Consider the following 23,867-nt stretch of genomic DNA (forward strand, 5'->3'; position numbering starts at 1 on the left):
TTTAGCGGATTGCGGCGGGGAAGCAAACTTTTATACCCGTTTTGGCGGCAAATGACGGCGCGGATGGCTTGCCCTGCTTCGGCGCGCAGACTACAGCAGGCGGAACTTTCGGAGACAGCCATGCCCAGCGATAAATCCCAGCCCTCATTCGTGCTTGTGCGCCCGCAGATGGGTGAAAACATCGGCGCCGCCGCACGGGCGATGTGGAATTTCGGACTGGACCGGATGAGGATCGTGGCACCGCGTGACGGGTGGCCGAACCCCAAGGCTGTGGCGATGTCCAGCGGGGCGGGTCGGCTGTTGGATGAGGCGCAGCTGTTCGACGATCTGGCCGGGTCGCTGGCCGACAGCACCTTTGTCTTTGCTACCACGGCCCGTCAACGCGGTCTGACCAAACCTGTCTACAGCCCGGAGCGTGCCATGCAGATGGCTTCCGAAATGGTCGCTGCGGGTGAGAAGGTCTCGGTCCTGTTCGGACCCGAACGCGCCGGGCTTGAGAATGAGGACATCGCCAAAGCCAACGCCATCATCTCGGTCCCGGTGAACCCCGAATACGCCTCGCTAAACCTTGGGCAATGCGTTTTGCTGACTGCGTATGAGTGGATGCGCCAAACCGGAGACGTGGTGCATGCGGCCACGGATCTGGGCAAAGGCGACTGGGCAACCGGCATTGAAGTCGAGAAACTGGTCGAACACTATGAGGATCGTCTGGAAGAGGCGGGATTTTTCTACCCGCCCGAAAAAGCAGAAGGCATGAAGACCAACTTGCGAAACCTGTGGTCGCGGATGCGCATGACTCGGGCGGATGTGCAGATGCTGCACGGGATCATGCGGCAGATGGTCCGCTGGAAAGACAAGGGCTGAGGCTGGACCTATGTTCCGCATCACCCTAGCTTGCGACGAAATCCAAGGCACAAGAGGACAGCATGAGCGGTAAGCGCAGCATCTTCGAAGACGTCTCAGACACCGAAAAACAACAGGCCGTTCAACCCGGTATGCTGGACCGCGGGCGCGGTGGCGCGCGCAAGGCCATTCGCGTCTGGCTGATGATCCTGTTTGCACTGGTGGTTGTCATGATCGCCGTGGGTGGGCTGACCCGCCTGACCGACAGCGGGTTGTCGATCACCGAATGGCGCCCCGTCACCGGGGCCATCCCGCCCATGAACGAGGCCGACTGGCAGTCCGAATTCGACAAATACAAGCAGATCGACCAGTGGCGTATCCAGAACCAGTGGATGGAGCTGAGTGATTTCAAATTCATCTACTGGTGGGAATGGGGTCACCGCCAACTGGGCCGCGTGATCGGTCTGGTCTGGGCGATCGGCTTCTTCGGGTTCCTGATCGCGCGCAAGATTCCGACGGGCTGGACAACCAAGCTGCTGATCCCGGGCCTTTTGGGTGGCGTACAGGGCGCTGTCGGCTGGTGGATGGTCGCTTCGGGTGTCACTCAAGGCGAAGGTATGATCGCCGTCGCCAGCTACCGCCTTGCGGTTCACCTTGGACTGGCCTTTGTGATCCTAGGATTCCTGGCGTGGTACATCTTTGAACTGGGCCGCGAGGAACGCGACCTGATGCAGGCCCGCCGCGCGAAAGAAGCCAAGCTGTTTTCGCTTTCAACCGGCCTTTTGCATTTCACCTTTTTGCAAATACTCATTGGCGCGCTTGTCGCCGGGATCGACGCCGGGCGATCTTACACCGACTGGCCCCTGATCGGAGGGCAGCTTTTGCCGCCCGATGCCGCGATGCTGGAACCCATGTGGCGGAACTTCTTTGAAAGCCCCGGTCTGGTGCAGTTCATCCACCGTTGCGTTGGCTACCTGCTGTTCATCTTCGCCGTGATCGTTTGGCGGCGCGGCAGCACCAGCGCGCACCCGCAGACACGTTTTGCCTTCAACGCGGCCTTTGCGGCGCTGTCCCTGCAGGTGGTGATCGGCATCGTGACAGTGGTCTATGCGGCCCCGTGGCAGATTGCGATCTTCCACCAGTTCATGGCCGTCGTCGTCTGGACCCTGATCCTGCGGGCGCGGTTCCTGACCGCTTACCCAATTGCAACCTCTCTGCGCGGAGCTTGACCCCATGGCAGCCTATGATGATCTGATGGCCTTTCAGCGCGAAACAACAGCGCTGAGCGAAATTGCAGGACGATTGGGCTGGGACCAGGAAACGGTTATGCCGCGCGGGGCGGCCCCCCAGCGGGCCGAGGAAATGGCCGCGATCGAAGCGGTGCTGCATGCCCGTCGTTCCGACCCTCGCGTGGCGGAATGGCTGGAACAAGCCACGCCCGAGGACGCGGTTGGGCAGGCGCAACTGCGTGAAATCCGCCGAACCTATGAGCGGACGGTCAAAGTCCCTGCTGATCTGGCCAAGGCCATCGCCCGCGTAACCTCGGCCGCGCAAGGCACCTGGGCCCAGGCCCGCGCGGATGAGGACGTGGCGGCGTTTTTACCCGCCCTCAGCGAGGTTGTCTCTCTCAAACGCGAAGAAGGGTCGGCGCTGGCGCAAGGCGGAGACATCTACGACGCGATGGTCGAGGATTACGAGCCCTACACGACCGGATCGCAGATTGCCGAAATCTTTGACCAGATGCGCCCGCGCTTGGTGGCTCTGCGCGCCGCTGTGTTGGACAAACCTGCGCCTGCGGCTCTGACCGGCACCTTTGACGAACTGGCCCAAATGCGCTTGGCCCAGAAACTGGCCGTGACCTTTGGATATGACCTGAACACGGGTCGAATCGACAAATCGGTGCACCCCTTCAGTTCGGGGTGTGGCTTGGATGTCCGCATCACCACCCGGACCAGCGAAACCGATCCGTTCAACTGCTTCTACTCGACAATCCACGAGGTCGGCCACGCGGCCTATGAGCAGGGGATTGACCCTGCATTCAACTTGACGCTGTTGGGCATGGGCGTGTCAATGGGGGTCCACGAAAGCCAAAGCCGAATTTACGAGAACCAGTTGGGCCGTTCGCGCGCCTTTACCGGTTGGTTGTTCGCGCAGATGAAAGACGCGTTTGGTGATTTCGGCATCGGAAATGCCGACGCGTTCTATGCGTCCGTGAATGGTGTCCATAACGGCTATATCCGCACCGAAGCAGACGAGGTGCAGTATAACCTCCACATCATGATGCGCTTTGATCTTGAGCGTGCATTGATGACCGGCGATCTGCAGGTCGGCGACCTAGAAGCCGCGTGGAATGACCGGTTCAAGGCGGATTTCGGATACGCGGTCGACAAACCGTCGAACGGGTGTTTGCAGGACGTGCATTGGTCGGTGGGGCTGTTTGGCTACTTCCCGACCTATTCGCTGGGCAATGTCTATGCCGGTTGTCTTTATCAGGCGCTGCGCGGGGCAGTGCCGGACTTGGACGCGCAACTGGCACAAGGCGACACGTCGGGTGCAACGTCTTGGCTGCGCGAGAACCTTCAGCAGTACGGCGCGCTTTATACCCCGCGCGACACGATCACACGCGCCAGCGGCGTTGAACCGGGGCCAGAGCCGTTCCTGAGCTATCTGGAAGACAAGTTCGGAGCGCTCTACGGGCTTTGAACGCGGGCAAACTTTCAGGTTTTGAACACTCGCGAAACGACTTCCTCGCACAGGGCCAGATAGGCCTGGCTTGCCGGGCTATTGCGCGCGCTGACCATGACCGGCGCGCGATGCATGCCCATACGCTCTACATCCGTGGTAAACGGGATTTGGGTGGTCAGAAAGCGCTGACCGTAGGTGTTTCTCATTTGCTCCATCGTGTCCCGATGCAGGGTCTTTGACACCTGAACCATGGAAAAGAAGCAATGCAGCTTTTCGATTGAAAGATCATTGTTTTTAAAGAACTTGACCAACTGCCTTAAGGTGCGTTGCGACAGTGTTGTCGGGATGACCGGAACGACAATTGCGTCTGCGGTTTGAAAAATGTCTTCGGACATCACCGAGAGGTTCGGAGGGCAATCCAGGACTACGACCTCATAGTCGAACTCAATCCTGTCCAAAGCGCGGCCCAGCGGCGAATGGTCAGTGCACATCTTCGATAGTAAAACATCGAACTCCCGATAGCTCTTGTTGGCGGGCAGGATGTCGAGATTGCTAAAATCACTCGCGCGAATAGCATTGCTCAGACGCTTGGTGTCCTCAAAAAAACGGCTATTGCTAAGGGATTTCGAGGGTTTGAGGCGATAGTAGAACCCGGCAGCCCCTTGCGGGTCGAGGTCACACAACAGCGTGCGTACCCCTGCCGTTGACAGCGCATAGGCAAGGTTCACAGCTGTCGCCGTCTTACCCACGCCCCCTTTGTTGGAATAACAGGCAATGACTTTCATGCCAGATCGCGCCTCGCACACATAAACAAACACAACAAAAAATCGATCTGTTGATGAGTTTCGGCGCGCAATGCGGGTTAAGTCAACGGTTTGATGCCTGTTGGCCGAAAATGAAAAAGGCCCCGAAACCAGAGGTTCGAGGCCTTGATACGCTTTATTCTTCGGCGTCTTCCTCGTCGCCCTGATCGGCGATCCAGGCAACGCTGACGACCTCTTCGCCCTTGCCGGTGTTGAAGACTTTCACTCCGCCAGCCGAGCGTGATCGGAACGAGATCCCTTCGACCGGCACCCGGATCGACTGACCCTTGGTCGTGGCCAGCATGATCTGATCCTCGATATCAACCGGGAACGAGGCTACGAGCTCGCCGCCGCGCATTGCCTTGTCCATGGCGGCCACGCCCATGCCGCCGCGTCCGCGGACGGGGTAGTCATGACTGGAGCTCAGCTTGCCTGCGCCGCCGGTCGTGATCGTCAGGATCAGGTTCTCGGCGGCTGACATTTCGGCGTAGCGTTCTTGCGTGATCATGCCGGGTGCTGCCTCGTCCTCGTCGGTCTCACCGTCGTCGGCAATTCCTGCCACGGCACGACGCATTTTCAGATAGGCGGCGCGCTCATCCGGTCCGGCCTCGAAATGGCGGATCACCGACATTGAGACAACCCGGTCGCCATTGGTCAACTTGATACCGCGGACACCGGTCGACTCGCGCGAGTTAAACACGCGCACGTCAGTGGTGCGGAAGCGGATTGCACGGCCGGAATTGGTGACCAGCATCACGTCTTCGTCTTCCGAACAGATGCGCGCGTTCACCAGTTCCACGCCCTCGGGCAATTTCATCGCGATCTTGCCGTTGCGGCGGACATTGGTGAAATCCGACAGGCGGTTGCGCCGTACATCGCCCGCGCTGGTGGCGAAGACAATTTGCAGGTTCTCCCACTCTTCATCCGGCACATCCACTGGCATGATCGCCGCGATAGAGACACCGGTCGGGATCGGCAGGATGTTTACGATGGCCTTGCCCTTACCGGTCCGGCTGGACTGCGGCAGGCGCCATGTCTTGAGCTTGTAGACCATGCCCTCGGTGGTGAAGAACAGCAGCTGCGTATGCGTGTTCGCCACGAAGAGGGTGGTGACCACGTCCTCTTCTTTGGTTTGCATCCCCGAAAGGCCCTTGCCGCCGCGCTTTTGCGCCCGGAAATCGGCCAGCGGAGTCCGCTTGATGTAGCCGCCCGATGTGACGGTCACGACCATATCTTCACGCTCGATCAGGTCCTCGTCTTCCATGTCGCCGGACCAGTCGACGATCTCTGTGCGACGTGGAACGGCAAACTGCTCGCGCACGCTGCGCAGCTCGTCACCGATGATCGACATGATGCGTTCGCGCGAGGACAGAATATCCAGGTATTCCTTGATCTTGGCGGCCAGTTCTTCCAGCTCATCCGTGACCTCTTTGACGCCGATTTGGGTCAGGCGCTGCAGGCGCAGGTCGAGGATGGCGCGGGCCTGAACCTCGGTCAGGTTATAGGTGCCGTCGTCGTTCATCTTGGACAGAGGATCGTCGATCAGGCGCAGATAGCCTTCGATTTCAGCCGCGGGCCAGCGGCGGGTCATCAGCTTTTCGCGCGCCTCAGCGGCGTCAGCAGACGACCGGATCGTCGCAACAACCTCGTCCACGTTCGAGACCGCCACGGCCAGACCACACAGGATGTGGCTGCGCTCGCGCGCTTTGCGCAGATCATAGGCGGTGCGGCGGGCGACAACGTCTTCGCGGAAGTCGATGAACGAGGTCAGGAAGCGGCGCAGCGTCAGCTGCTCGGGTCGACCGCCGTTCAGGGCCAGCATGTTGCAGCCGAACGAAGTCTGCATCGGCGAGAAACGGTAAAGCTGGTTCAGAACCACCTCTGGCGTCGCATCGCGTTTCAGCTCGACCACAACCCGCACACCGTTGCGGTCGGATTCGTCCTGTACGTGGGACACGCCTTCGATCCGCTTTTCACGAACCGCTTCAGCGATCTTTTCGATCATCGAGGCTTTGTTCACCTGATACGGGATCTCATCCACAACAATCGCGTAGCGATCCTTGCGCAATTCCTCGACCCGGGTCTTGGCGCGGATGATGACGCTGCCACGGCCTTCCAGATACGCCTTGCGCGCGCCGGACCGGCCCAGCATCACGCCTCCGGTCGGAAAGTCAGGGCCGGGCACGTATTCGATCAGTTGCTCGGACGTCAGATCCGGGTCGTCGATCAGAGCAAGCGTCGCATCGACCACTTCGCCCAAGTTATGCGGCGGAATGTTGGTCGCCATGCCGACGGCGATACCACCAGCCCCATTGACCAGCATGTTCGGGAAGCGGGCGGGCAGGACGGTCGGTTCTTGGTCCTTACCGTCATAGTTGTCCTGAAAATCGACCGTCTCTTTTTCGATATCGGCCAGCAGCGCGGCGGCAGGTTTATCCATCCGCACTTCGGTGTAACGCATGGCCGCCGGGTTATCGCCGTCCATCGAGCCAAAGTTACCCTGACCGTCCAACAACGGCAGCGACATCGAGAAATCCTGCGCCATCCGAACCAGCGCATCATAGATCGCACTGTCACCGTGGGGGTGGTACTTACCCATCACATCGCCAACCGGTCGCGCCGATTTGCGGTAGGCCTTGTCATGCGTGTTGCCGGTCTCGTGCATCGCATAAAGGATGCGCCGGTGAACCGGTTTCAGGCCGTCACGCAGATCAGGGATCGCGCGGGACACGATGACCGACATGGCATAGTCCAGATAGGACGTGCGCATCTCGGATTCGATGGACACCGTCGGGCCGTCATAAACGGGACGCTCTGGCGGGGTTTCATCCATGTTTTCTGGGGTTTCTGGCGTATCGCTCACGTAAACTGCCCGTTTATTGTGCTGGGTCTATATCTTGTGGACGTACCTTATCAGACCCGGCACATAAGGTGCAAGCAAGCAGCGCATTTCGCGCAAAAAACCCCCGTAACATGAGGGTAACATATTGTTAACCAAGGATTAGGTGGTTTTCGTGTTATGCTGAAGAGACCTTGCAACGATTTTGGAGGTCTGCATGGAGCAAAGCGAAACAGAACTGATGCTCAAGGGGTATGGGCTGACGACGGCAGAATTTTTTTATCACATGCCCGATTACATTCACGTATTAAACACGTTCATCTGGCAGGATTACGACCTTGCGCCAGATCATCCCAAGCTTTTCGATTTTATTGAATTTTGGCAACGCGAGATCGAGGGGCCACTGCACTCGGTGCGGTTTACCCATCGCAAGATGATCGCCCCCGGCGAATGGCGCAACGTGGTCGGTGAGTTCCGCGTGAACTGACGCAGACGCATCCGGCTCAAAGCCCATATACATTTTCGGCGCTTCCGGTATCGTGATGACCAAAGCATAAATCACGAGCAGGAACACGGAATGACCAGAGTTTTATTGTTTGCAGTCGCCATTTGTCTTGGCGGACCTGTGTCAGCTGAGGGCGTCCTTGATAAAATCAAGAAGGGCGCTGAAAACACAGCGAATGCCATTGGACGTGGGGCTGAAAGCGTCGGTCAAACGATCGAAAAAGGCGCCGGTGTGGTGGATGAGACTATAACGTCCACATCTGACCTTCTGTCCAACGAGGCCACGCCAGAAGAAACCCGCGCCAAGCTGGATGTCATGGCCTCAGATGTGTTGGCGCAGCTGCTGGCGGAAAACCCTGAGGCTCAGGCGCTGTACGATGTTAGTGCCGGGTATGCCGCGTTCGATTCCCGCAAAGTTACGGTCTTTCCGGTCGCTGCCGGGTATGGTCGCGGCGTGGCAGTGGATAAAGAGACGGGCCAGCACACTTACATGAACATGGGAACCGGCGGCGTTGGTGCGGCTGTGGGCATTGGCGGGTTCGAGACCAAGTTCGTAATCCTGTTCGAAACCCAAGCGGATTTGAACCATTTCATTATCAATGGTTACGACGCCACAGCAGAGTCCGGCGCGATGTATGGCGACGAGCGCACCGACGAAACGCTTAGGTTCACTGACGGGCGGTCATTCTTTGTGCTGAGCAAAAAGGGCTGGCGCGTCTCGGCCGGCGCTTCAGGCACGAAGTACTGGAAATCGCCCGAGTTGAACTAGCCCGAACAACTCGCCCCGCCCAGAACGCAGAATTTCGCGCAGTGCGGGTGATTTAGGTGCACGTCGGCCTCGGCCTCGGCCAGTGTTTCGCCCATTTCAAACTCTGGCTCATAGGGTAGCAAGGTACATGCCAGCACCGCTGGGCGTTTGGCGCCTTTGCGTTTGACCACCATACGGGCGTTGGAACACATCACAGAGGTCGGCGATTTGTCCAGAATGCCCCAGCAGGCGGTGGTGATTTCAGGGACTTCCACGTTTTCGTCCATTTCCGGGAACAGAACGGTCTGGCCGGGGTTTTGCGCATCGATATCAAAGCTATGCTGTTGGAAGAACTCATCGTAGCCAGCGCGGCTGTCCGCATCGCTGTCACCCCAAACCGTGCGGCCCGCGATGGCGATGTTGAAGCCGTTATCGCGCAGCCACTCCATACCGATGACCGTCTTGTCAAAACTGCCCTTGCCGCGTTCTTCGTCATGCAATTCGGGGCGGTAGTGGTCGACAGAAATCCGCAGGGTTAGCTTGTCACTATAGTCGGACTGCAGATCCAGCAAACCTTCGCGCATCTTGCGGCGCATCATCGGCTGCATTGCATTGGTCAGGATCAACACTTCATAGCCGCGTTCCAGCGCGGCGCGGGTCATGTCGATCATTTCGGGGTTCATAAAGGGCTCACCACCCGTGAACCCAATCTCGCGCACGGGCCAGCCGCGCTCTTCGATCTGGTCCAGGTAATCGCGCACCTCGTCGGCGGTGATATAGACAAGCGCATCATTGGTCGGGCTGCTGGCGATATAGCAATTGACGCATTCGATGTTGCAGAGCGTGCCGGTATTGAACCATAGGGTTTCCGGGTTTTTCAGCGCAACCGAAGCGCGGGTCTGCCCATCTGCTGTCACCAGTTTGTTCTGAAACTTGCCGATATTGGCGGTCTGAGGCGCGTTGTCTTTCATTACCGTATCCGGTTCATTCTAGTTGTTTTTGATGTAGCCGTTTGAGTCGGATTAGTTAAGTCAGGCCAACGACACCTGACAGAGTTTTGATGAAGTTGTTTTTGCCTTGACTGATGGCGCTAACATTGGACATGCCCCGCGGGGCAAGGTAAGGAAAAATCATGGTTTCTCGCGTCATACCCGTTGATCCGTTCGATCTCGTCATTTTTGGCGGGACCGGGGATTTGGCGCAGCGCAAGATTTTACCGGCGCTGTTCAAACGGTTTTGCGCGGGACAGTGGGATGACGCCGTGCAAATCATCGGCGCGGCGCGCACCGAACACGATCGGGCGGCGTTTCAGGGCATTGTGGCCGAATCGCTGCGAACCCATGCCGCAGTACAGTGTCAGGACGCTCCCGCTTTGGACGCGTTTTTGCAGCGCGTCGACTACGTGACATTGGACGGGTCATCGAACGAGGGCTGGGACCAGTTGGCGGCCAAGTTGACCGCAGACCGAGTTAGGGCGTTTTACTTTTCCGTGGGACCGCGGCTGTTTGGACCGTTGGCGGAACGGATCAAGGCTCATGATCTGGCGACCTCCAGCACTCGGATTGTGGTCGAAAAACCCTTTGGTCACGATCTGGAAAGTGCCCGCGCCTTGAATGCGACGCTGGCCGAGCATTTCCGCGAAGGTCAGATTTACCGCATTGACCATTATCTGGGTAAGGAAACTGTTCAGAATCTGATGGCCGTGCGGTTTGGCAATATGCTGTTCGAGCCGCTCTGGAACAGCCAGTATGTCGATCACATCCAGATCACCGTGGCCGAGTCCGTGGGCATTGACGGCCGCGAGGAGTATTATGAGCGCGCAGGTGCGATGCGCGACATGATGCAGAACCACCTGATGCAGCTGCTCTGTCTGATCGCGATGGAGCCCCCGGCAAAGTTCGATCCCGACGCGGTTCGGGATGAAAAGCTGAAAGTCATCCGCGCGCTGGATCAGGTCGAGCCGCACCACATCGTCCGCGGTCAATTCGATGGCAGTGGCAGCGGAAAAGGGTACCGTGAGATTGTGGGCAATCCGCGCTCGACCACCGAAAGCTATGTCGCGCTGAAGGCGCATGTCAGCAATTGGCGGTGGGCGGGAACGCCGTTCTATCTGCGCACGGGCAAACGTTTGGTGGCGCGGTCTTCGGTGATCAACGTAATGTTCAAAGACGCGCCGCATTCGATCTTTGGGGCGGATGCTGGTCGTCACGCGAATGTCTTGTCGATCCGGTTGCAGCCGAACGAAGGGATCACGTTGAAAGTGACGATCAAGGAGCCGGGGCAGGGCGGGATGCGTCTGGTCGATGTGCCTCTGGACATGAGTTTTGCCGAAGCGCTGGGGCCAGAGAACCAAAACCCGCCAGATGCCTATGAACGTTTGGTCATGGACGTGATCCGGGGAAACCAAACCCTGTTCATGCGCGGCGATGAGGTTGAGGCCGCGTGGGCCTGGACCGACCCGATCATCGCTGGGTGGCAAGCGCGGGGCGATGTACCCAAACCGTATGAAAGCGGCAGCACTGGCCCGGGCGACGCCGAGCTGCTGATGAATCGAGATGGTCGCCGCTGGCAAGGAATAAACCCATGAACATTCAGGAATATGCCGACCGCGACATGCTGGCCATTGATGTCGCCAACGCTTTGGCCGGAGAGTTAGAGGCCGCCTTGCTGCACCATGATATGGTCTCGCTGGCGGTGCCTGGCGGAACGACTCCGGGACCGGTCTTTGACAGTCTTTGCGCCGCGGATCTGGAATGGGATCGTGTGCGGGTTCTGCCCACCGATGAACGGTGTGTTCCGGGTGACAGCGACCGGTCGAACGAACGGCTGATCCGCCAGCGGCTGCTGACAAACCGCGCATCTGTTGCGCAATATGTGCCGCTCTATGTCGAAGGAAAAGAACCCGATGCGGTGCTGGCCGAGATCGAAAGCCTGATCACTCCGGTCCTGCCATTGTCCGTCCTGGTGCTGGGTATGGGTGAGGACATGCACACGGCATCCCTGTTTCCCGGAATGGCAGGGCTTGAGGCTGCGCTGGACGGCCACGCCCGGCCGCTGGCTGTGGCGCGCCCTGAAACGCAGCCCGAAGCGCGGATCACACTGACCGGGCCGGTGTTGGACGGGGCGCTGTCCAAACACCTGATTATTTTCGGGGCCGCCAAGCGTGACGCGTTGGAAAAGGCCATGTCCTTGCCGCCGGAAGAAGCCCCCATTGCTGCGGCGCTGACCGGCATGACGGTACATTGGGCGGAGTAACGCAGATGCAGTTGACCCAACTAAAGGCCTTGGCATCCCAAGCAGAAAGCCAATCGATCCTGAGCCTGTTCGAAGGCGACACCGACCGGGCTCAAGGGTTCGCGACCTCGACCGGTGATTTGCTGTTCGACTATTCCAAAACTCAGATCACCGATGAGGTGCGCAGGGCCCTGATCGCCCTGTGTGACGCGGCCGGTTTGGCCGAGCGTCGAGCAGCGATGTTCGACGGGGAAAAGATCAACGAAACCGAAGGGCGGGCGGTTCTGCACACCGCTTTGCGCAATCTGGACGGCGGACCGGTCGAAGTCGACGGGCTGGACGTCATGCCGGACGTGTTGGACACGTTGCAGCGCATGCGTGTCTTCGCCGAAGAGGTGCGCGGCGGCGCGGTCGCCGGGGTCGGGGGCGGTTTCACCGACGTGGTGAATATCGGCATTGGCGGTTCGGATCTTGGGCCGGTCATGGCGACCCATGCACTGGCTCCTTATCATGACGGGCCAAGGCTGCATTACGTGTCCAACGTGGATGGTGCGCATATTGCCGACACGCTGCGTCAGCTTGATCCGACGCGGACGCTGGTGATCGTCGCCTCCAAGACCTTCACGACCATCGAGACCATGACCAATGCCCGCACCGCGCGCGCCTGGATGGAGGATGGTGGGGGCGACCCCGCCAAACAGTTTGCTGCTGTTTCCAGTGCGCTGGACAAAACGCAAGCCTTTGGCATCCCCGAGGATCGCGTGTTCGGTTTCGCCGACTGGGTCGGCGGGCGCTATTCGGTTTGGGGACCCGTGGGTCTGCCGGTGATGATCGCGGTCGGATCGAATGCCTTTGATGCATTCCTGCGGGGCGGGCAGGCGATGGATGTGCATTTCCGCGCCGCCGATTGGACCGAGAATATGCCGGTGATGCTGGCTCTGGTCGGTGTGTGGCACCGTCAGGTGCTGGGTCATGCAAGCCGAGCCGTGCTGCCTTACGATCAACGCCTGCTGCGCTTGCCTGCCTATTTCCAGCAGCTCGAAATGGAGTCGAACGGCAAATCCGTGGCGATGGACGGCAGCTCGCTGACGGTTCCCTCAGGCCCTGTGGTCTGGGGCGAGCCGGGCACAAATGGGCAGCATGCGTTCTATCAGCTGATCCATCAGGGCACTGACGTGATCCCCTGCGAATTCATGGTGGCCGCCGAAGGGCATGAGCCCGAATTGACGCATCACCACCGCTTGTTGCTGGCCAACTGCCTTGCCCAGTCCGAGGCGCTGATGCGTGGCCGATCCCTGGGCGAAGCACGCCAGCGGATGGAGGCAAAAGGCTTGCAGGGGGATGAGTTGGAACGTCAGGCCCGCCACCGTGTTTTCCCGGGCAACAGGCCATCCACGACGCTGATGTACCCCAAACTCACACCTTTTGTGCTGGGCCAGATCATTGCGCTGTATGAACATCGCGTATTCGTCGAGGGCGTTCTGCTGGGCATCAACTCGTTCGACCAATGGGGCGTTGAACTGGGCAAAGAGCTGGCCACCTCGTTGGGACCGATTGTGAACGGGGAAGAGAGCGCATCCGGCAAGGATGGCTCGACCGCGGCGCTGGTTGCCTATGCAATGCGCCATCGCGACCAGTAACGCGTTTTTTAGCGGCCTGCCGTAAAGGAAGGCTGCATTCTTTTATTGTCAGACAATTAAATGATTGGCAGGGTCGTACCCTAGGGAGAGCTCTGAACAACCCGCGAAAGCGAACTAGGTGTTCCGGGCAAGTAGACAGTGCGGCCCAACGCAGGCGGTGCTGACAAAGGGAGGATGTCCATGCTGGGACAGATGATGACGCAGCCTTTGCTGATCTCGTCGCTGATTGATCACGCCGAACGCTATCACGGCCAGACTGAGATTTACTCGGTCGAAACCGATGGAACGGTCACCGAAACCAATTGGGCACAGGTGGCGCAGAACGCGCGCAAGCTGGGGTCCGCGCTGACGAAGCTGGGTCTTGAACCACAAGACCGCGTTGGAACGCTCGCCTGGAACAACCGGCGGCACCTTGAGATTTACTATGCCACCTCGGGCGCGGGGTTCGTCTGCCATACGGTGAACCCACGCCTTTTCCCCGAGCAACTGACGTATATCATCAACCACGCCAAGGACCGGGTTCTGTTCTTTGATGCCACGTTCATCCCGCTGGTCGCGGGGCTGCATGAACACCTGACCGAAGTGCGCCATTTCGTTCTGATGGGTCCCAGGAACGAGGATGCCATCGCGCAAATCCCTGATGTTGTGTTCTATGACGAGTTGATCGAAACCGGGGATGACGATTTCCAATGGCCCAGCTTCGACGAAAACACTGCGTCCAGCCTTTGCTATACCTCGGGCACAACGGGCAATCCCAAAGGGGTTCTCTATTCTCATCGGTCTACCGTTCTGCACAGCTTCGGCTCGAACACCTGCGATGTAATCGGGTTTTCGGCCATGGATGTGGTACTGCCGGTGGTGCCGATGTTCCATGTAAACGCGTGGGGGTCCCCGTATGCCTGCGCCATGTCCGGCTCGCGCATGGTGCTGCCGGGGCCTGATCTGCACGGTGAAGCTCTGGTGAAACTGATCGACACCTACGGCGTGACGCTTGCCATGGGGGTTCCGACGATCTGGCAGGGGTTGCTGGCCTATGCCGCGCAATCGGGCAGCAAGCTGGACAGTCTTGCGCGCACTGTGATTGGCGGTGCCGCATGCCCGCCGTCGATGATTGAAACCTTCCGCGAAACCTATGGCGTGGATACCGTCCACGCCTGGGGCATGAGCGAGATGAGCCCGCTGGGCACAACGAACAACCCGATGGCCAAACACTTTGACCTGCCGCTGGAAGAGCAACACAAGCTGCGCGAAAGCCAGGGCCGTCCGCCTTATGGTGTCGAGCTGAAGATCGTAGATGATGACGGCAACGATCTGCCCAATGACGGTGATACGCAAGGCGACCTGCTGGTGCGGGGGCATTGGGTGCTGGACAGCTATTTCCAATTGCAGGACGAAGGATTGCTGCAGGACGGTTGGTTCGCCACCGGCGATGTCGCCACGCTTGATCCCGACGGGTATATGACGATCCGCGATCGGTCGAAGGATATTATCAAGTCAGGCGGGGAATGGATCAGCTCGGTCGAGTTGGAAAACATAGCCGTTGCGCACCCGAAACTCGCCACGGCAGCTGTTGTCGGAGTGCCCCATCCGAAATGGGATGAACGTCCTTTGCTGGTGGCAGTAAAAGCCGAAGGTGAAGACCCAAGTGAAGATGAGTTGCTCGCCTTTTTCGACGGCAAGATCGCCAAGTGGCAGGTGCCGGACAAGGTCGTCTTTGTGGATGCGTTGCCGTTGAATGCGACTGGCAAAATCCTAAAGCGCAATCTGCGCGCGGATTTCGAGGACGCCCTGATGGGGTGAGTGCCAAATCGAGGTGAAAATGGCTCCGGCGGTAGGGATCGAACCTACGACCAATTGATTAACAGTCAACTGCTCTACCGCTGAGCTACGCCGGAACGGTTCGCGCCGTATAGCAACCTGTTTCTGCGGCGTCCAGAGGGGCGCGTAATTTTTTTCGACGAAAAAGTTCCAAGGGAAAAACACCTTACTGGGGTGGTGCCAAAGAGCTTGATTTTAGGGGAATTTGGCTCCGGCGGTAGGGATCGAACCTACGACCAATTGATTAACAGTCAACTGCTCTACCGCTGAGCTACGCCGGAACTGAGGGGCGTATAACAACCTGTATTTTTGCCGTCCAGAGGGGAACTGCACCAAACGGCAAAAAATTTCAAACCGCTAGGCCGCACGAACAAACTTGGCATCGACAGACAGATCCTCGTGTGTTGAAATCTTTGATTTACCATAAAGATCAACAAGATGCGCAAACACATTGCGCTCGGCCGCCGGAAGCAATGCTGCCGGTGTTTCAGTATAGATGCGCTCGGCCAGTTGCCGGGCGGTTCTGGGTTGATCTTCCAGCGCGGCCAGGATCTGCGCCTCGCGCGTCAGCCGGTGTGCGATCAGCCATTCCAGCCGCTCAGCGGGATCCGTGATGGGTGCGCCGTGACCTGCGTGAAACACCGACCAATCGCGTGCTTGCAACTTGTGGCAGGCTTGCATGAAATCCGTCAGATCTCCGTCCGGTGGTGAGACCAGGGAACTGGCCCAGCCCATAACGTGATCTGCGGTAAAGCAAACGTCACCCCACGCCAGAGCGATATGGTTGCCCAAATGGCCCGGCGTATGGATGACCTCAAGCTGCCAGCCGTCACCGTCGATAAGCTCGCCATCGGTGACCTCGATATGGGGGCGGAACGCGGTGTCTATCCCTTCGCCGCCACCGGCCAGACCCTGCTGTGCCAGCTGCGTCATGACCGCGCTGCGTCCCGCCTGTGGTCCGCCATAGGCCAGAATCGGTGCGCTCGTGCGTTCCGCCAGTGGGGCGGCAAGGGGAGAGTGGTCCAGATGGCTGTGGGTGACCACGATGTGGCTGATGCGCTGACCCGGCCGCAACGCACTCAGAATCGCCTCGAGATGCGGTTCGCTCAGGGGGCCAGGATCGATAACCGCCAGGTCGCGCTCGCCTACCAAATAGGTGTTGGTGCCCCGATAGGTCATCGGGGATGGGTTTGGTGCAAGTATACGGTGCAATCCCGGCTGCAATTCGATTGCTTGACCGACAGGTGGGTTGAAATCGTCAGGCGCCTGCATTCTGTGCTCTTTCTCTTGGCGGATCAGCTCGTTAGGTTTAGCGCATGTCCAGTCAATGGCTCAAACGATATATGCCGCGCAGCCTCTATGCCCGGGCAGCACTGATTCTGGTTTTGCCGGTTGTCGTGCTGCTGCTTGTCGTTGGCATCGCCTTTCTGCAAAAGCATCTTGAAGACGTCACCGCACAGATGACCAAGAGCGCAACGCGTGAAGTTCTGCTGCTGCTCGAAACGATGGATGGGGCCGAGACTCAGCAACAGGCGCTGGCCGCCATTCGGCTGGACGTGGCGGCGTTGGACATGAAGGCCCGCTTTGTCGATACCGCACAGGACCCGGCGACAGAACGACGCCGCTGGTACGATTTTATCGCGCCGCAGGTCGAAAGCAATTTGCGCGCGGAACTGCCCGATTTGGTCTCTGTCGCGTTGCCCTCAGGGGATGAGGCCCGGTTGTACCTTGAGACCGATTTGGGCCTGTTGCAGGTGACCCTGGATCGTCGCCGTCTGTCGCCCGCTGCTCCGCACCAGTTGATTGTGACGATGGTGTTTTTTGCTGTTGTTATGACCTCGATCTCGTTTCTCTATATGCGCAATCAGTTGCGCCCCATCACCCGCCTTGCCGACGCGGCACAGGCCTTTGGGCGGGGCCGGGTGGTGCCATATTCGCCCGGTGGGGCGATCGAAGTTCGCGCTGCGGGCAGTGCGTTTCTGGAGATGCGCGCACGGATCGAACGTCAGATGGAGCAGCGGACGATGATGTTGTCGGGTGTCAGCCACGATCTGCGAACGCCGCTAACGCGCCTCAAACTGGGGCTGTCCATGCTGCCCGAAGATGACGCCGCACCGCTGCAGCAGGACGTGGATGAGATGCAGTTGCTGCTGGACGCCTTTCTTGATTTCTCGCGCGGGGCTGCCGAAGGGTCGCCCGAAGCCGTCAAACCCGAAGTATTGCTGCGCCAAATCATAGACGACGCACAACGGGCAGGGCACCAGGCTGAACTGGTCTCGGTCGAGGGTGAGGGCACCGCGATGCTGCGCCCAACTGCAATTCGCCGCGCGGTTGAGAATCTCATCGGCAACGCGGTGCGGTATGGGAATCGGGCCGAAATCAGTATGTCGATGTCAGCCAAAACCCTGCGAATCCGGGTTGAAGATGACGGGCCGGGCATCCCGCCTGAACAGCGTACCGAGGCGGTGAAACCCTTTTCTCGCCTGGATCCCGCCCGCAATCAGAATCAGGGCAGCGGAGTAGGGCTGGGGCTGGCGATCGTGGCGGACATCGCGCGCGCGCATGGCGGCGTGCTGCGTCTTGGAAAAAGTGAACGGCTGGGCGGCCTCTGCGCCGACATTATTATCGGGCGCTAAATCAGGTCAGACGGTGAATTTGGTAGGCCCGGCAGGACTTGAACCCGCAACCAAAGCGTTATGAGCGCTCTGCTCTAACCAATTGAGCTACAGGCCCGCCTAGGCGCTTTGAGTACCACGGTGATCGCCCGCGTCAAGCCTGACCGTTGCAACATGTCCCACAATCGAATAACCCGCGCGGGAACCATTCATAAGGGGCTGGCCATGACGACGGGCAAGAACGGAATCACCTATGCCGATGCGGGCGTTGATATTGATGCGGGGAATGCTCTGGTCGACCGGATCAAGCCTGCCGCCAAACGCACCGACCGTTCGGGCGTGATGAGCGGGCTGGGTGGCTTTGGCGCTCTGTTCGACCTGAAAGGGGCCGGTTACGAAGACCCAATCCTGGTTGGCGCCACCGATGGTGTGGGGACCAAGCTGCGGATTGCCATTGATACCGGTGTCGTTGACGGTGTGGGCATCGATTTGGTGGCCATGTGCGTGAACGACCTGATTTGCCAAGGTGCCGAGCCTCTGTTTTTCCTCGACTATTTTGCGACCGGCAAACTTGATACAGATACTGCTGCACGGATCATCGAAGGTATCGCGGAAGGCTGCGTGCAATCCGGTTGCGCCTTGATCGGTGGCGAGACGGCGGAGATGCCGGGCATGTACCCGGATGGAGATTTCGATCTGGCCGGGTTCTCGGTCGGTGCGATGGAACGTGGCGCGCATCTGCCGGCAGGCGTAAAGGCGGGCGATGTACTGTTGGGGCTGGGCTCGAACGGGGTGCACTCGAACGGGTATTCGCTGGTGCGCAAACTGGTCGAGATCTCGGGCCTGGGTTGGGATGCTGCGTCGCCCTTTGGCGACGGTACGCTGGGTGAGGCGCTGCTGACACCCACAAGGCTGTATGTGAAACAGGCCTTGCAAGCGATCCGTGCGGGTGGCGTTCATGCGCTGGCCCACATTACCGGCGGTGGCCTGACCGAAAACCTGCCGCGCGTTTTGCCCGAAGGACTGGGCGCCGAGATTGATCTGACCGCGTGGGAGCTGCCCCCCGTCTTCCGCTGGATGGCGGAAACCGGTGGCATTGCCGAGGCCGAGATGCTGAAGACCTTCAACTGTGGCATCGGCATGATTGTCGTCTGTGACGCAGAGCGTGCTGACGATCTGGCTGCTTTGCTGGCCGACGCCGGTGAAAACGTATCGCGGATCGGCTCTATCACGGACACAGCAGGCATGGCCTATTCGGGCAAACTGTTGTGAGCCACAAGCGCGTCGCAATCCTGATTTCCGGCGGTGGTTCGAACATGGTGTCGCTGGTCGACAGCATGATCGGTGACCACCCGGCGCGACCCTGTCTGGTCCTGTCCAATGACCCCAATGCAGGTGGTCTGAAAAAAGCAGCCGACCGTGGCATTGCAACAGCAGCGGTCGATCACCGCCCCTTCAAAGGTGACCGCGCCGCGTTCGAGGCCGAGTTGCTGAAACCATTGGAGCAGGCCCAGCCCGACATCGTATGCCTTGCCGGGTTCATGCGGGTACTGACTGGCGATTTTGTCTCGCGCTTTCAGGGCAGGATGCTGAACATCCACCCGTCGCTGTTGCCCAAGTACAAAGGCCTCAACACCCATGCTCGCGCAATTGAGGCGGGCGATGCTGAACACGGGTGTTCCGTTCACGAAGTCACCGCTGCGCTGGATGACGGCCCGATCCTTGGGCAAGCGCGAGTGGATATCGAAGCTGACGACACGCCCGACGCTTTGGCGGCCCGTGTGTTGGTTTGGGAGCATAAACTCTACCCCGCAGTGTTGCGCCGTTACGCCAGTGGGGATCGGACTCCGGTGTTGCTGCCCTGAACGTCTCAGGGTGATTTACACGCCCGTCATAATCGGCCTATGGTCGCCAATACGGCGGGGTACGGCAGTCAACGGACGATGAACCGCCACTGAGAACAAGAGCAAGAACAGCAGCGCGCATGAAAACCCTGACAACGACGCAAGAGCTGGCCGAGTTTTGTAAGGCCGCGGCGGAATATGACTATGTCACCGTAGATACAGAGTTTCTGCGCGAACGGACTTACTATTCAAAACTCTGTTTGGTGCAGTTGGCTGTCCCGTCCGAGGACGAGGACAGTGCGGTTCTTGTGGACCCGCTGGCCGACGGTTTGTCGCTCGACCCACTTTACGATCTGTTCCGCGATGAGAGCGTTGTCAAAGTGTTCCACGCAGCGCGGCAGGATCTTGAGATTTTCTGGGTCGAGGCTGCGGTCTTTCCCAAACCTCTGTTCGACACACAGGTCGCCGCGATGGTCTGTGGGTTTGGTGAGCAGGTCGGCTATGAAACGCTGGTGCGCAAAATCTGTAAGCAGGGGGTCGACAAGACCTCGCGCTTTACCGACTGGTCGCGCCGACCGCTGTCGGAGGCACAAAAGACCTATGCGCTGGCAGACGTGACGCATTTGCGTCAGATTTATGAGTACCTTTCGGCGCAGCTGAAAAAGTCGCAGCGCAGCCATTGGGTGTCCGAAGAACTGCGCACTCTGACCGAACCCGGAACCTATATCATCCGCCCCGAAGATGCGTGGAAGCGGGTGAAAACCCGGACCAACTCGGCCAAGTTTCTGGCTGTGGTGCGCGAACTTGCGCAGTTCCGCGAGGGCTATGCGCAGGACAACAATGTACCGCGCAGCCGGGTGTTCAAAGATGACGCCCTGATCGAGCTGGCTTCGACCAAACCCAAAACACCTTCTGATCTGGGTGGGTCACGCCTGTTGCTGCGCGAGGCCCGTAAAGGTGCAATTGCCGAAGGTATTCTGGCCGCTGTGAAACGTGGTGTGAACTGCCCCGCGGACCAACTGCCGCGCGTGGATAACAGTCGCGACAAGCTCAAGGTCAATCCGGCGCTGGCCGATCTGCTGCGCGTCTTGCTTAAGTCCAAAACCGAAAGCTCGGGCGTGGCCGCCAAGCTGATCGCAACCAGCTCGGAACTGGATCAACTGGCCGCAGGCGAACGCGAGCTTCCGTCGATGTCCGGCTGGCGCTTTGAGGTGTTTGGAGAAGACGCCCTGAAACTGTGCGACGGCAAGATCGCTCTGGCCGCCAAAGGGCAAGCAGTCAAGGTCGTTGCGCTGCCAGGTTAACGGCGGCGCGATTCCAGCGCATTCTGCTCGGCACGTACGCGGACCAGGCGGACACTGCCCAACTCCTTCGCGCCAATATTCACCGCATCCGTGACCTGTCGCGACCTCTCAGTGCCCTGGTTGGTTGCGTAGTCGGGGTAGCTGACCTCGAACGTGTATTCCACCACACCGTTTTTGGCGTTTTCCGGGTTGTCCACTTTGACGAGGCGGGCGTTGTACGCCCCCTGCCGCGCCGCCGTGCCGGTGGCATAAACGATCGCACCGGATGGGGTGGGTTCGATCCGCAGTTCATCAACGCGGGTTATGGGGAACCCGATCAATTCTTCGTCTGGTCGACTAAACAACCCAGATCTTTCGCGCTGTTCAGGGATGAGGGCATTGGCATCATTTGCAGGCGCAGTTTCGGCTGGGGCAGGCGTGCTGGAACCGAACCAGTTGGTTGGATTCACACGTGACTCGCTCCACCCGCTGCAGGCAGCCAATGCCAGAGTGCCGACCATCAGAAGAGGAATTGATTTTTTCATGGCCCCAAAGCTCAGAGAAGTAATTTGAGCAATGGGTTATCGCACTTTCCAAAGTTTGAAAACCCACGGCAGGGCTGGACAGGTGCCCAACAGAGGCATAGGTCACAGATGTGAACGCAACAAGAAGGACCGCCGCGACATGGCAACGCCCGCCTTTGAGGACATCGTCGAGGATTTCGAGTTTCTGGATGACTGGGAAGACCGGTATCGCCATGTCATCGAACAGGGCAAGGCGATGGAGCCGCTGGATGATGCGTTCAAAGTGCCGGCCACCAAGGTGCACGGCTGCGCCAGTCAGGTGTGGTTGCATGCTGTAATCGAAGGGGGCGTTTTCCGCTTTGACGGTGATAGCGACGCATTGATCGTGCGTGGTCTGATTGCAGTGCTGCGGTCGTTGTATAACGGCTTGCCGGTGGCTGAGGTTCCCAAGGTCGACGCCGGAGGCGAACTGGCGCGGCTGGGTTTGAACGACCACCTGTCCGCGCAGCGGTCAAACGGGCTGCGGTCGATGATCGAGCGTATTCGTGAGGTCGCGCAGGAAAACGCCTGACACTCAGGCTGTGTTCGCGCGGGTGGCCCACTCGGCCAGCGTGGTTTCCAAGTCTCCATAACCGGTGAACCGACGTTCGAACGACAAACCCATCCTGTCCGCGCATTCCCGGGCGCGGGCGGTCAGGTCAGCGTCGTCTGTCTGGGCCTGGTAGACAAGCTTTGTGTAGTTTCCGAAGTACATATCCCGCAATTCAGGATGGCGATCCAGGCCCAGAGGTTTCCACACAAAGGCGTCGAACTGGCGGGCCAAAAAGTCGGTCAGGTAAAACGCGGTGGTTTCATCCTCGCCATGTTCCTCAAAGGCCTGATTTCCTTCGAAGAAAGAATAGCAATGCGGGCCCTTGATCATCTCGACCCCCATGTCCTGGCAGGCCTTTTGCAATAACCCTCCGGTGCCGCAATCCGCGTAGACTACGAAGATCTGGTCATAGTTTTGGCGATGTTTTGCGACGGCCTCCTCGACGGCTTGGGTGATCCGTTCAGGGTACACGTGCAGAATGGCTGGTAGACAGGTCAGGCTCATGTGATCCCAACCATTGCGTTGTTTCAGATGCAGGATTTCGCGCGCCAAGGCACCGCAGGCCAGCAGCAAGATGCGGCCGGTCTGACCTTGTTCGGTAAAGCCCTGCGTCGTCAGGCTGTCGTCATCCGGAGTGCTGTTTTGCTGCATGGTTCGTTCCCTGAAAGGTAGCAGCATCAAAGGACGAAAGCCGGGTCAGAGCAAGCCCGGTTCCGACATCGCGTGTCAGGCCACCGACGCCCGGGTTTCAAATGACAGCAGAGACGGGCGGGCAGGGGGGCCGTAGGCTGTGATCCCCCGATCGGCCAGTTCAGGGAACAGCGCCAGGATTTCCTGCCGGGTGGCATCCTCAAAACTGTTCCACGCCTGAATGCCAGGATGAAAGCTTTCGCTCAGACAGCCTTCGGCCCAAATCAGTTCATGCTGGTCGAACATCAGGTGGTAGTAGGTCACCAAACCGCCGGACTGCATGACGATATCGTGGCCATTGACCAACTGTCTCGCCGGAGCAAGTGCTTCGGGGTGGCCGGTGTGCAGCTCGACCCGCCAGTCGCTGATCAACATTCTGTGCTGTTGCGAGACCAAAAGATCGCGATCATTGCCGAGCGCGCCCTTTTTGATCAGGACCGGGGCAAACGCTCCGGTTGCGCGAACCGTACGTTGCCCGACCCAACGCAGCGTTTGCATACCACGATCCAGCGTTCGGATTCTATCGCCTGCGCGGAGGTCTTGCACGGCAATGGGGCCTTTGGCCGTTTCAATAAGAGTTCCGGTTGTAAAGCAGGTAACAAGATCCCAAGTCTCACGGTCCGCCGTGAGGCCAGAAAAAGAATTCCCTTGGACACTGTTAAAGGTGATGGATTGAATTGGTCCGGCTTCCAATGCCGTTTGATCGGCGTTGTCGGAAAACTCGGGCATCAGATACGTGTTGCCGTCTAAGTCCTGAGCCACGACCGCCGAAATGTTGGCCGTCGTTCCGTCGATGTAAGTAATTGTCGCGTTGTAGATGGAGGTGCCATCAAACGTCTGTGCGGGGCCGCCGTTGATCGAAAACTGCTCTGTCGGGGAGCCATCCATGTCGTAGACGCCGCCAAATACTTGGACGGGGCTCCATGTGACAGCATCGGCCAGAAGGGCGTCACCGGTCCCGCCGAAAGTCAGTCCGACAAGCGCCGAAGCATTTTCGGCAACGTTGTTGCCTTCTGTGGTGTCAATATCTGGAAGAACGCCAAGTGAAATGGCCGTAAAGGTGGTTGGCACGGGAACCTCGAAACTTGTTTAACATCGTGTAGTAAGAACACTATTGAAAATTTGTAAAGGCCGTTGTCTCCAACGGTCATTGGCTCTCAGGAAAGTTAAAGGGCCGTCCAATATGGACGGCCCACCCAAAAAGT

Annotated in this window: 21 protein-coding genes and 3 tRNA genes; 14 read left to right on the forward strand and 10 right to left on the reverse strand. The window is 58.9% G+C overall.

Translation table 11 applies throughout. From position 1 onward, the window contains the following. The first annotated feature begins 120 nt into the window (after nt 1-120). From J7416_RS03700 to J7416_RS03710, 3 genes are all read left to right on the forward strand, one after another. Nucleotides 121-864 (forward strand): RNA methyltransferase, encoded by a 744-nt coding sequence (locus J7416_RS03700; protein ID WP_209223175.1) that lies wholly within the window; start codon nt 121-123, stop codon nt 862-864. 62 nt (nt 865-926) lie between these two features. Further along, complete coding sequence (gene ctaA, locus J7416_RS03705; protein WP_209223177.1) at nt 927-2,072, forward strand: heme A synthase; 1,146 nt, start codon at nt 927-929, stop codon at nt 2,070-2,072. A gap of 4 nt (nt 2,073-2,076) precedes the next feature. Beyond that, nucleotides 2,077-3,546, forward strand: coding sequence for a carboxypeptidase M32 (locus J7416_RS03710; protein WP_209223179.1), 1,470 nt, complete (start codon nt 2,077-2,079; stop codon nt 3,544-3,546). Between the two features lie 14 nt (nt 3,547-3,560). On the opposite strand, the gene J7416_RS03715 is transcribed toward J7416_RS03710, so the two are convergent. Further along, on the reverse strand, nt 3,561-4,313 hold the full coding sequence (locus J7416_RS03715; RefSeq protein ID WP_209223181.1) for an AAA family ATPase: 753 nt from the start codon (nt 4,311-4,313) through the stop codon (nt 3,561-3,563). A gap of 154 nt (nt 4,314-4,467) precedes the next feature. Then, nucleotides 4,468-7,194 (reverse strand): DNA gyrase subunit A, encoded by a 2,727-nt coding sequence (gene gyrA / locus J7416_RS03720; protein ID WP_209223183.1) that lies wholly within the window; start codon nt 7,192-7,194, stop codon nt 4,468-4,470. A 193-nt stretch (nt 7,195-7,387) separates the two neighbouring features. On the opposite strand from gyrA, the gene J7416_RS03725 reads away from it, so the two are divergent. Both J7416_RS03725 and J7416_RS03730 read left to right on the forward strand, forming a co-directional pair. Continuing rightward, nucleotides 7,388-7,657: an usg protein gene (locus J7416_RS03725; protein WP_209223185.1), complete on the forward strand. Its 270-nt coding sequence runs from the start codon at nt 7,388-7,390 to the stop codon at nt 7,655-7,657. 90 nt (nt 7,658-7,747) lie between these two features. After that, nucleotides 7,748-8,443, forward strand: coding sequence for a hypothetical protein (locus J7416_RS03730; protein WP_209223187.1), 696 nt, complete (start codon nt 7,748-7,750; stop codon nt 8,441-8,443). Here J7416_RS03730 and J7416_RS03735 read toward each other — a convergent pair. After that, nucleotides 8,440-9,393 carry a radical SAM protein gene (locus J7416_RS03735; RefSeq protein ID WP_209223189.1) on the reverse strand — a complete coding sequence of 318 codons (954 nt, stop codon included), beginning with the start codon at nt 9,391-9,393 and terminating at the stop codon, nt 8,440-8,442. The two genes, J7416_RS03730 and J7416_RS03735, sit on opposite strands and share 4 nt — an antisense overlap. Before the next feature lie 161 nt (nt 9,394-9,554). Here J7416_RS03735 and zwf point away from each other — a divergent pair, with 161 nt between their 5' ends. From zwf to J7416_RS03755, 4 genes are all read left to right on the forward strand, one after another. Then, entirely contained in the window at nt 9,555-11,009 is a 1,455-nt protein-coding gene (zwf, locus tag J7416_RS03740) for a glucose-6-phosphate dehydrogenase (protein ID WP_209223191.1), read from the forward strand. Next, nucleotides 11,006-11,677 (forward strand): 6-phosphogluconolactonase, encoded by a 672-nt coding sequence (gene pgl / locus J7416_RS03745; RefSeq protein WP_209223193.1) that lies wholly within the window; start codon nt 11,006-11,008, stop codon nt 11,675-11,677. The genes zwf and pgl overlap by 4 nt, the downstream gene beginning before the upstream one ends. A gap of 5 nt (nt 11,678-11,682) precedes the next feature. Beyond that, nucleotides 11,683-13,296 (forward strand): glucose-6-phosphate isomerase, encoded by a 1,614-nt coding sequence (pgi, locus tag J7416_RS03750; protein ID WP_209223194.1) that lies wholly within the window; start codon nt 11,683-11,685, stop codon nt 13,294-13,296. 180 nt (nt 13,297-13,476) lie between these two features. After that, the gene (locus J7416_RS03755) at nt 13,477-15,096 is read left to right on the forward strand and encodes a long-chain-fatty-acid--CoA ligase (RefSeq protein ID WP_209223196.1); all 1,620 of its coding nucleotides are present in this window, start codon (nt 13,477-13,479) and stop codon (nt 15,094-15,096) included. A 20-nt stretch (nt 15,097-15,116) separates the two neighbouring features. Here the strand turns inward: J7416_RS03755 and J7416_RS03760 are convergent. The 3 genes from J7416_RS03760 to J7416_RS03770 all read right to left on the reverse strand — a co-directional run bounded on the left by J7416_RS03760 (nt 15,117) and on the right by J7416_RS03770 (nt 16,386). Further along, nucleotides 15,117-15,191, reverse strand: a tRNA-Asn gene (locus tag J7416_RS03760). A 129-nt stretch (nt 15,192-15,320) separates the two neighbouring features. Then, nucleotides 15,321-15,395: transfer RNA gene (locus tag J7416_RS03765), tRNA-Asn, on the reverse strand. A gap of 76 nt (nt 15,396-15,471) precedes the next feature. Then, nucleotides 15,472-16,386, reverse strand: coding sequence for an MBL fold metallo-hydrolase (locus J7416_RS03770; RefSeq protein ID WP_209223198.1), 915 nt, complete (start codon nt 16,384-16,386; stop codon nt 15,472-15,474). Nucleotides 16,387-16,430: 44 nt separating this feature from the next. Between J7416_RS03770 and J7416_RS03775 the strand changes: the two genes are divergently transcribed. Beyond that, nucleotides 16,431-17,750, forward strand: a complete 1,320-nt coding sequence (locus tag J7416_RS03775; RefSeq protein ID WP_209223200.1) for an ATP-binding protein — start codon at nt 16,431-16,433, stop codon at nt 17,748-17,750. A gap of 20 nt (nt 17,751-17,770) precedes the next feature. On the opposite strand, the gene J7416_RS03780 is transcribed toward J7416_RS03775, so the two are convergent. Further along, nucleotides 17,771-17,847 (reverse strand) — tRNA-Ile (locus J7416_RS03780). Between the two features lie 107 nt (nt 17,848-17,954). Here J7416_RS03780 and purM point away from each other — a divergent pair. The 3 genes from purM (at nt 17,955) to rnd (ending at nt 20,877) form a co-directional block, all read left to right on the forward strand. Then, complete coding sequence (gene purM, locus J7416_RS03785) at nt 17,955-19,001, forward strand: phosphoribosylformylglycinamidine cyclo-ligase (protein WP_209223202.1); 1,047 nt, start codon at nt 17,955-17,957, stop codon at nt 18,999-19,001. Further along, the gene (gene purN, locus J7416_RS03790) at nt 18,998-19,594 is read left to right on the forward strand and encodes a phosphoribosylglycinamide formyltransferase (RefSeq protein WP_209223204.1); all 597 of its coding nucleotides are present in this window, start codon (nt 18,998-19,000) and stop codon (nt 19,592-19,594) included. Before purM ends, purN begins: the two co-directional genes overlap by 4 nt. Nucleotides 19,595-19,713: 119 nt before the next feature. Next, nucleotides 19,714-20,877: a ribonuclease D gene (gene rnd / locus J7416_RS03795; RefSeq protein WP_209223206.1), complete on the forward strand. Its 1,164-nt coding sequence runs from the start codon at nt 19,714-19,716 to the stop codon at nt 20,875-20,877. On the opposite strand, the gene J7416_RS03800 is transcribed toward rnd, so the two are convergent. Continuing rightward, nucleotides 20,874-21,401: a hypothetical protein gene (locus tag J7416_RS03800; protein ID WP_209223208.1), complete on the reverse strand. Its 528-nt coding sequence runs from the start codon at nt 21,399-21,401 to the stop codon at nt 20,874-20,876. The two genes, rnd and J7416_RS03800, sit on opposite strands and share 4 nt — an antisense overlap. Nucleotides 21,402-21,540: 139 nt before the next feature. Between J7416_RS03800 and J7416_RS03805 the strand changes: the two genes are divergently transcribed. Continuing rightward, a complete protein-coding gene (locus tag J7416_RS03805) occupies nt 21,541-21,951 on the forward strand; it encodes a SufE family protein (protein WP_209223216.1) in 411 nt (136 codons plus the stop codon). A gap of 3 nt (nt 21,952-21,954) precedes the next feature. Here the strand turns inward: J7416_RS03805 and J7416_RS03810 are convergent, their stop codons facing one another. Together J7416_RS03810 and J7416_RS03815 are read right to left on the reverse strand one after the other, a co-directional pair. Beyond that, complete coding sequence (locus tag J7416_RS03810; protein WP_209223218.1) at nt 21,955-22,623, reverse strand: DUF1638 domain-containing protein; 669 nt, start codon at nt 22,621-22,623, stop codon at nt 21,955-21,957. Between the two features lie 75 nt (nt 22,624-22,698). Next, nucleotides 22,699-23,733 (reverse strand): Hint domain-containing protein, encoded by a 1,035-nt coding sequence (locus tag J7416_RS03815; protein ID WP_209223220.1) that lies wholly within the window; start codon nt 23,731-23,733, stop codon nt 22,699-22,701. Between the last annotated feature and the right edge of the window lie 134 nt (nt 23,734-23,867).

This window comes from Ruegeria sp. R14_0, assembly GCF_017743975.1.
Taxonomy (GTDB): domain Bacteria; phylum Pseudomonadota; class Alphaproteobacteria; order Rhodobacterales; family Rhodobacteraceae; genus Ruegeria.

Excerpts from the sequence above, each read along its gene's own strand:
- J7416_RS03700 (WP_209223175.1), top strand. The coding sequence starts at position 121 with ATGCCCAGCGATAAATCCCAGCCCTCATTCGTGCTTGTGCGCCCGCAG.
- ctaA (WP_209223177.1), top strand. The coding sequence starts at position 927 with ATGAGCGGTAAGCGCAGCATCTTCGAAGACGTCTCAGACACCGAAAAA.
- J7416_RS03710 (WP_209223179.1), top strand. The coding sequence starts at position 2,077 with ATGGCAGCCTATGATGATCTGATGGCCTTTCAGCGCGAAACAACAGCG.
- J7416_RS03715 (WP_209223181.1), bottom strand. The coding sequence starts at position 4,313 with ATGAAAGTCATTGCCTGTTATTCCAACAAAGGGGGCGTGGGTAAGACG.
- J7416_RS03725 (WP_209223185.1), top strand. The coding sequence starts at position 7,388 with ATGGAGCAAAGCGAAACAGAACTGATGCTCAAGGGGTATGGGCTGACG.
- J7416_RS03730 (WP_209223187.1), top strand. The coding sequence starts at position 7,748 with ATGACCAGAGTTTTATTGTTTGCAGTCGCCATTTGTCTTGGCGGACCT.
- J7416_RS03735 (WP_209223189.1), bottom strand. The coding sequence starts at position 9,393 with ATGAAAGACAACGCGCCTCAGACCGCCAATATCGGCAAGTTTCAGAAC.
- zwf (WP_209223191.1), top strand. The coding sequence starts at position 9,555 with ATGGTTTCTCGCGTCATACCCGTTGATCCGTTCGATCTCGTCATTTTT.
- pgl (WP_209223193.1), top strand. The coding sequence starts at position 11,006 with ATGAACATTCAGGAATATGCCGACCGCGACATGCTGGCCATTGATGTC.
- pgi (WP_209223194.1), top strand. The coding sequence starts at position 11,683 with ATGCAGTTGACCCAACTAAAGGCCTTGGCATCCCAAGCAGAAAGCCAA.
- J7416_RS03755 (WP_209223196.1), top strand. The coding sequence starts at position 13,477 with ATGCTGGGACAGATGATGACGCAGCCTTTGCTGATCTCGTCGCTGATT.
- J7416_RS03770 (WP_209223198.1), bottom strand. The coding sequence starts at position 16,386 with ATGCAGGCGCCTGACGATTTCAACCCACCTGTCGGTCAAGCAATCGAA.
- J7416_RS03775 (WP_209223200.1), top strand. The coding sequence starts at position 16,431 with ATGTCCAGTCAATGGCTCAAACGATATATGCCGCGCAGCCTCTATGCC.
- purM (WP_209223202.1), top strand. The coding sequence starts at position 17,955 with ATGACGACGGGCAAGAACGGAATCACCTATGCCGATGCGGGCGTTGAT.
- rnd (WP_209223206.1), top strand. The coding sequence starts at position 19,714 with ATGAAAACCCTGACAACGACGCAAGAGCTGGCCGAGTTTTGTAAGGCC.
- J7416_RS03800 (WP_209223208.1), bottom strand. The coding sequence starts at position 21,401 with ATGAAAAAATCAATTCCTCTTCTGATGGTCGGCACTCTGGCATTGGCT.
- J7416_RS03805 (WP_209223216.1), top strand. The coding sequence starts at position 21,541 with ATGGCAACGCCCGCCTTTGAGGACATCGTCGAGGATTTCGAGTTTCTG.
- J7416_RS03810 (WP_209223218.1), bottom strand. The coding sequence starts at position 22,623 with ATGCAGCAAAACAGCACTCCGGATGACGACAGCCTGACGACGCAGGGC.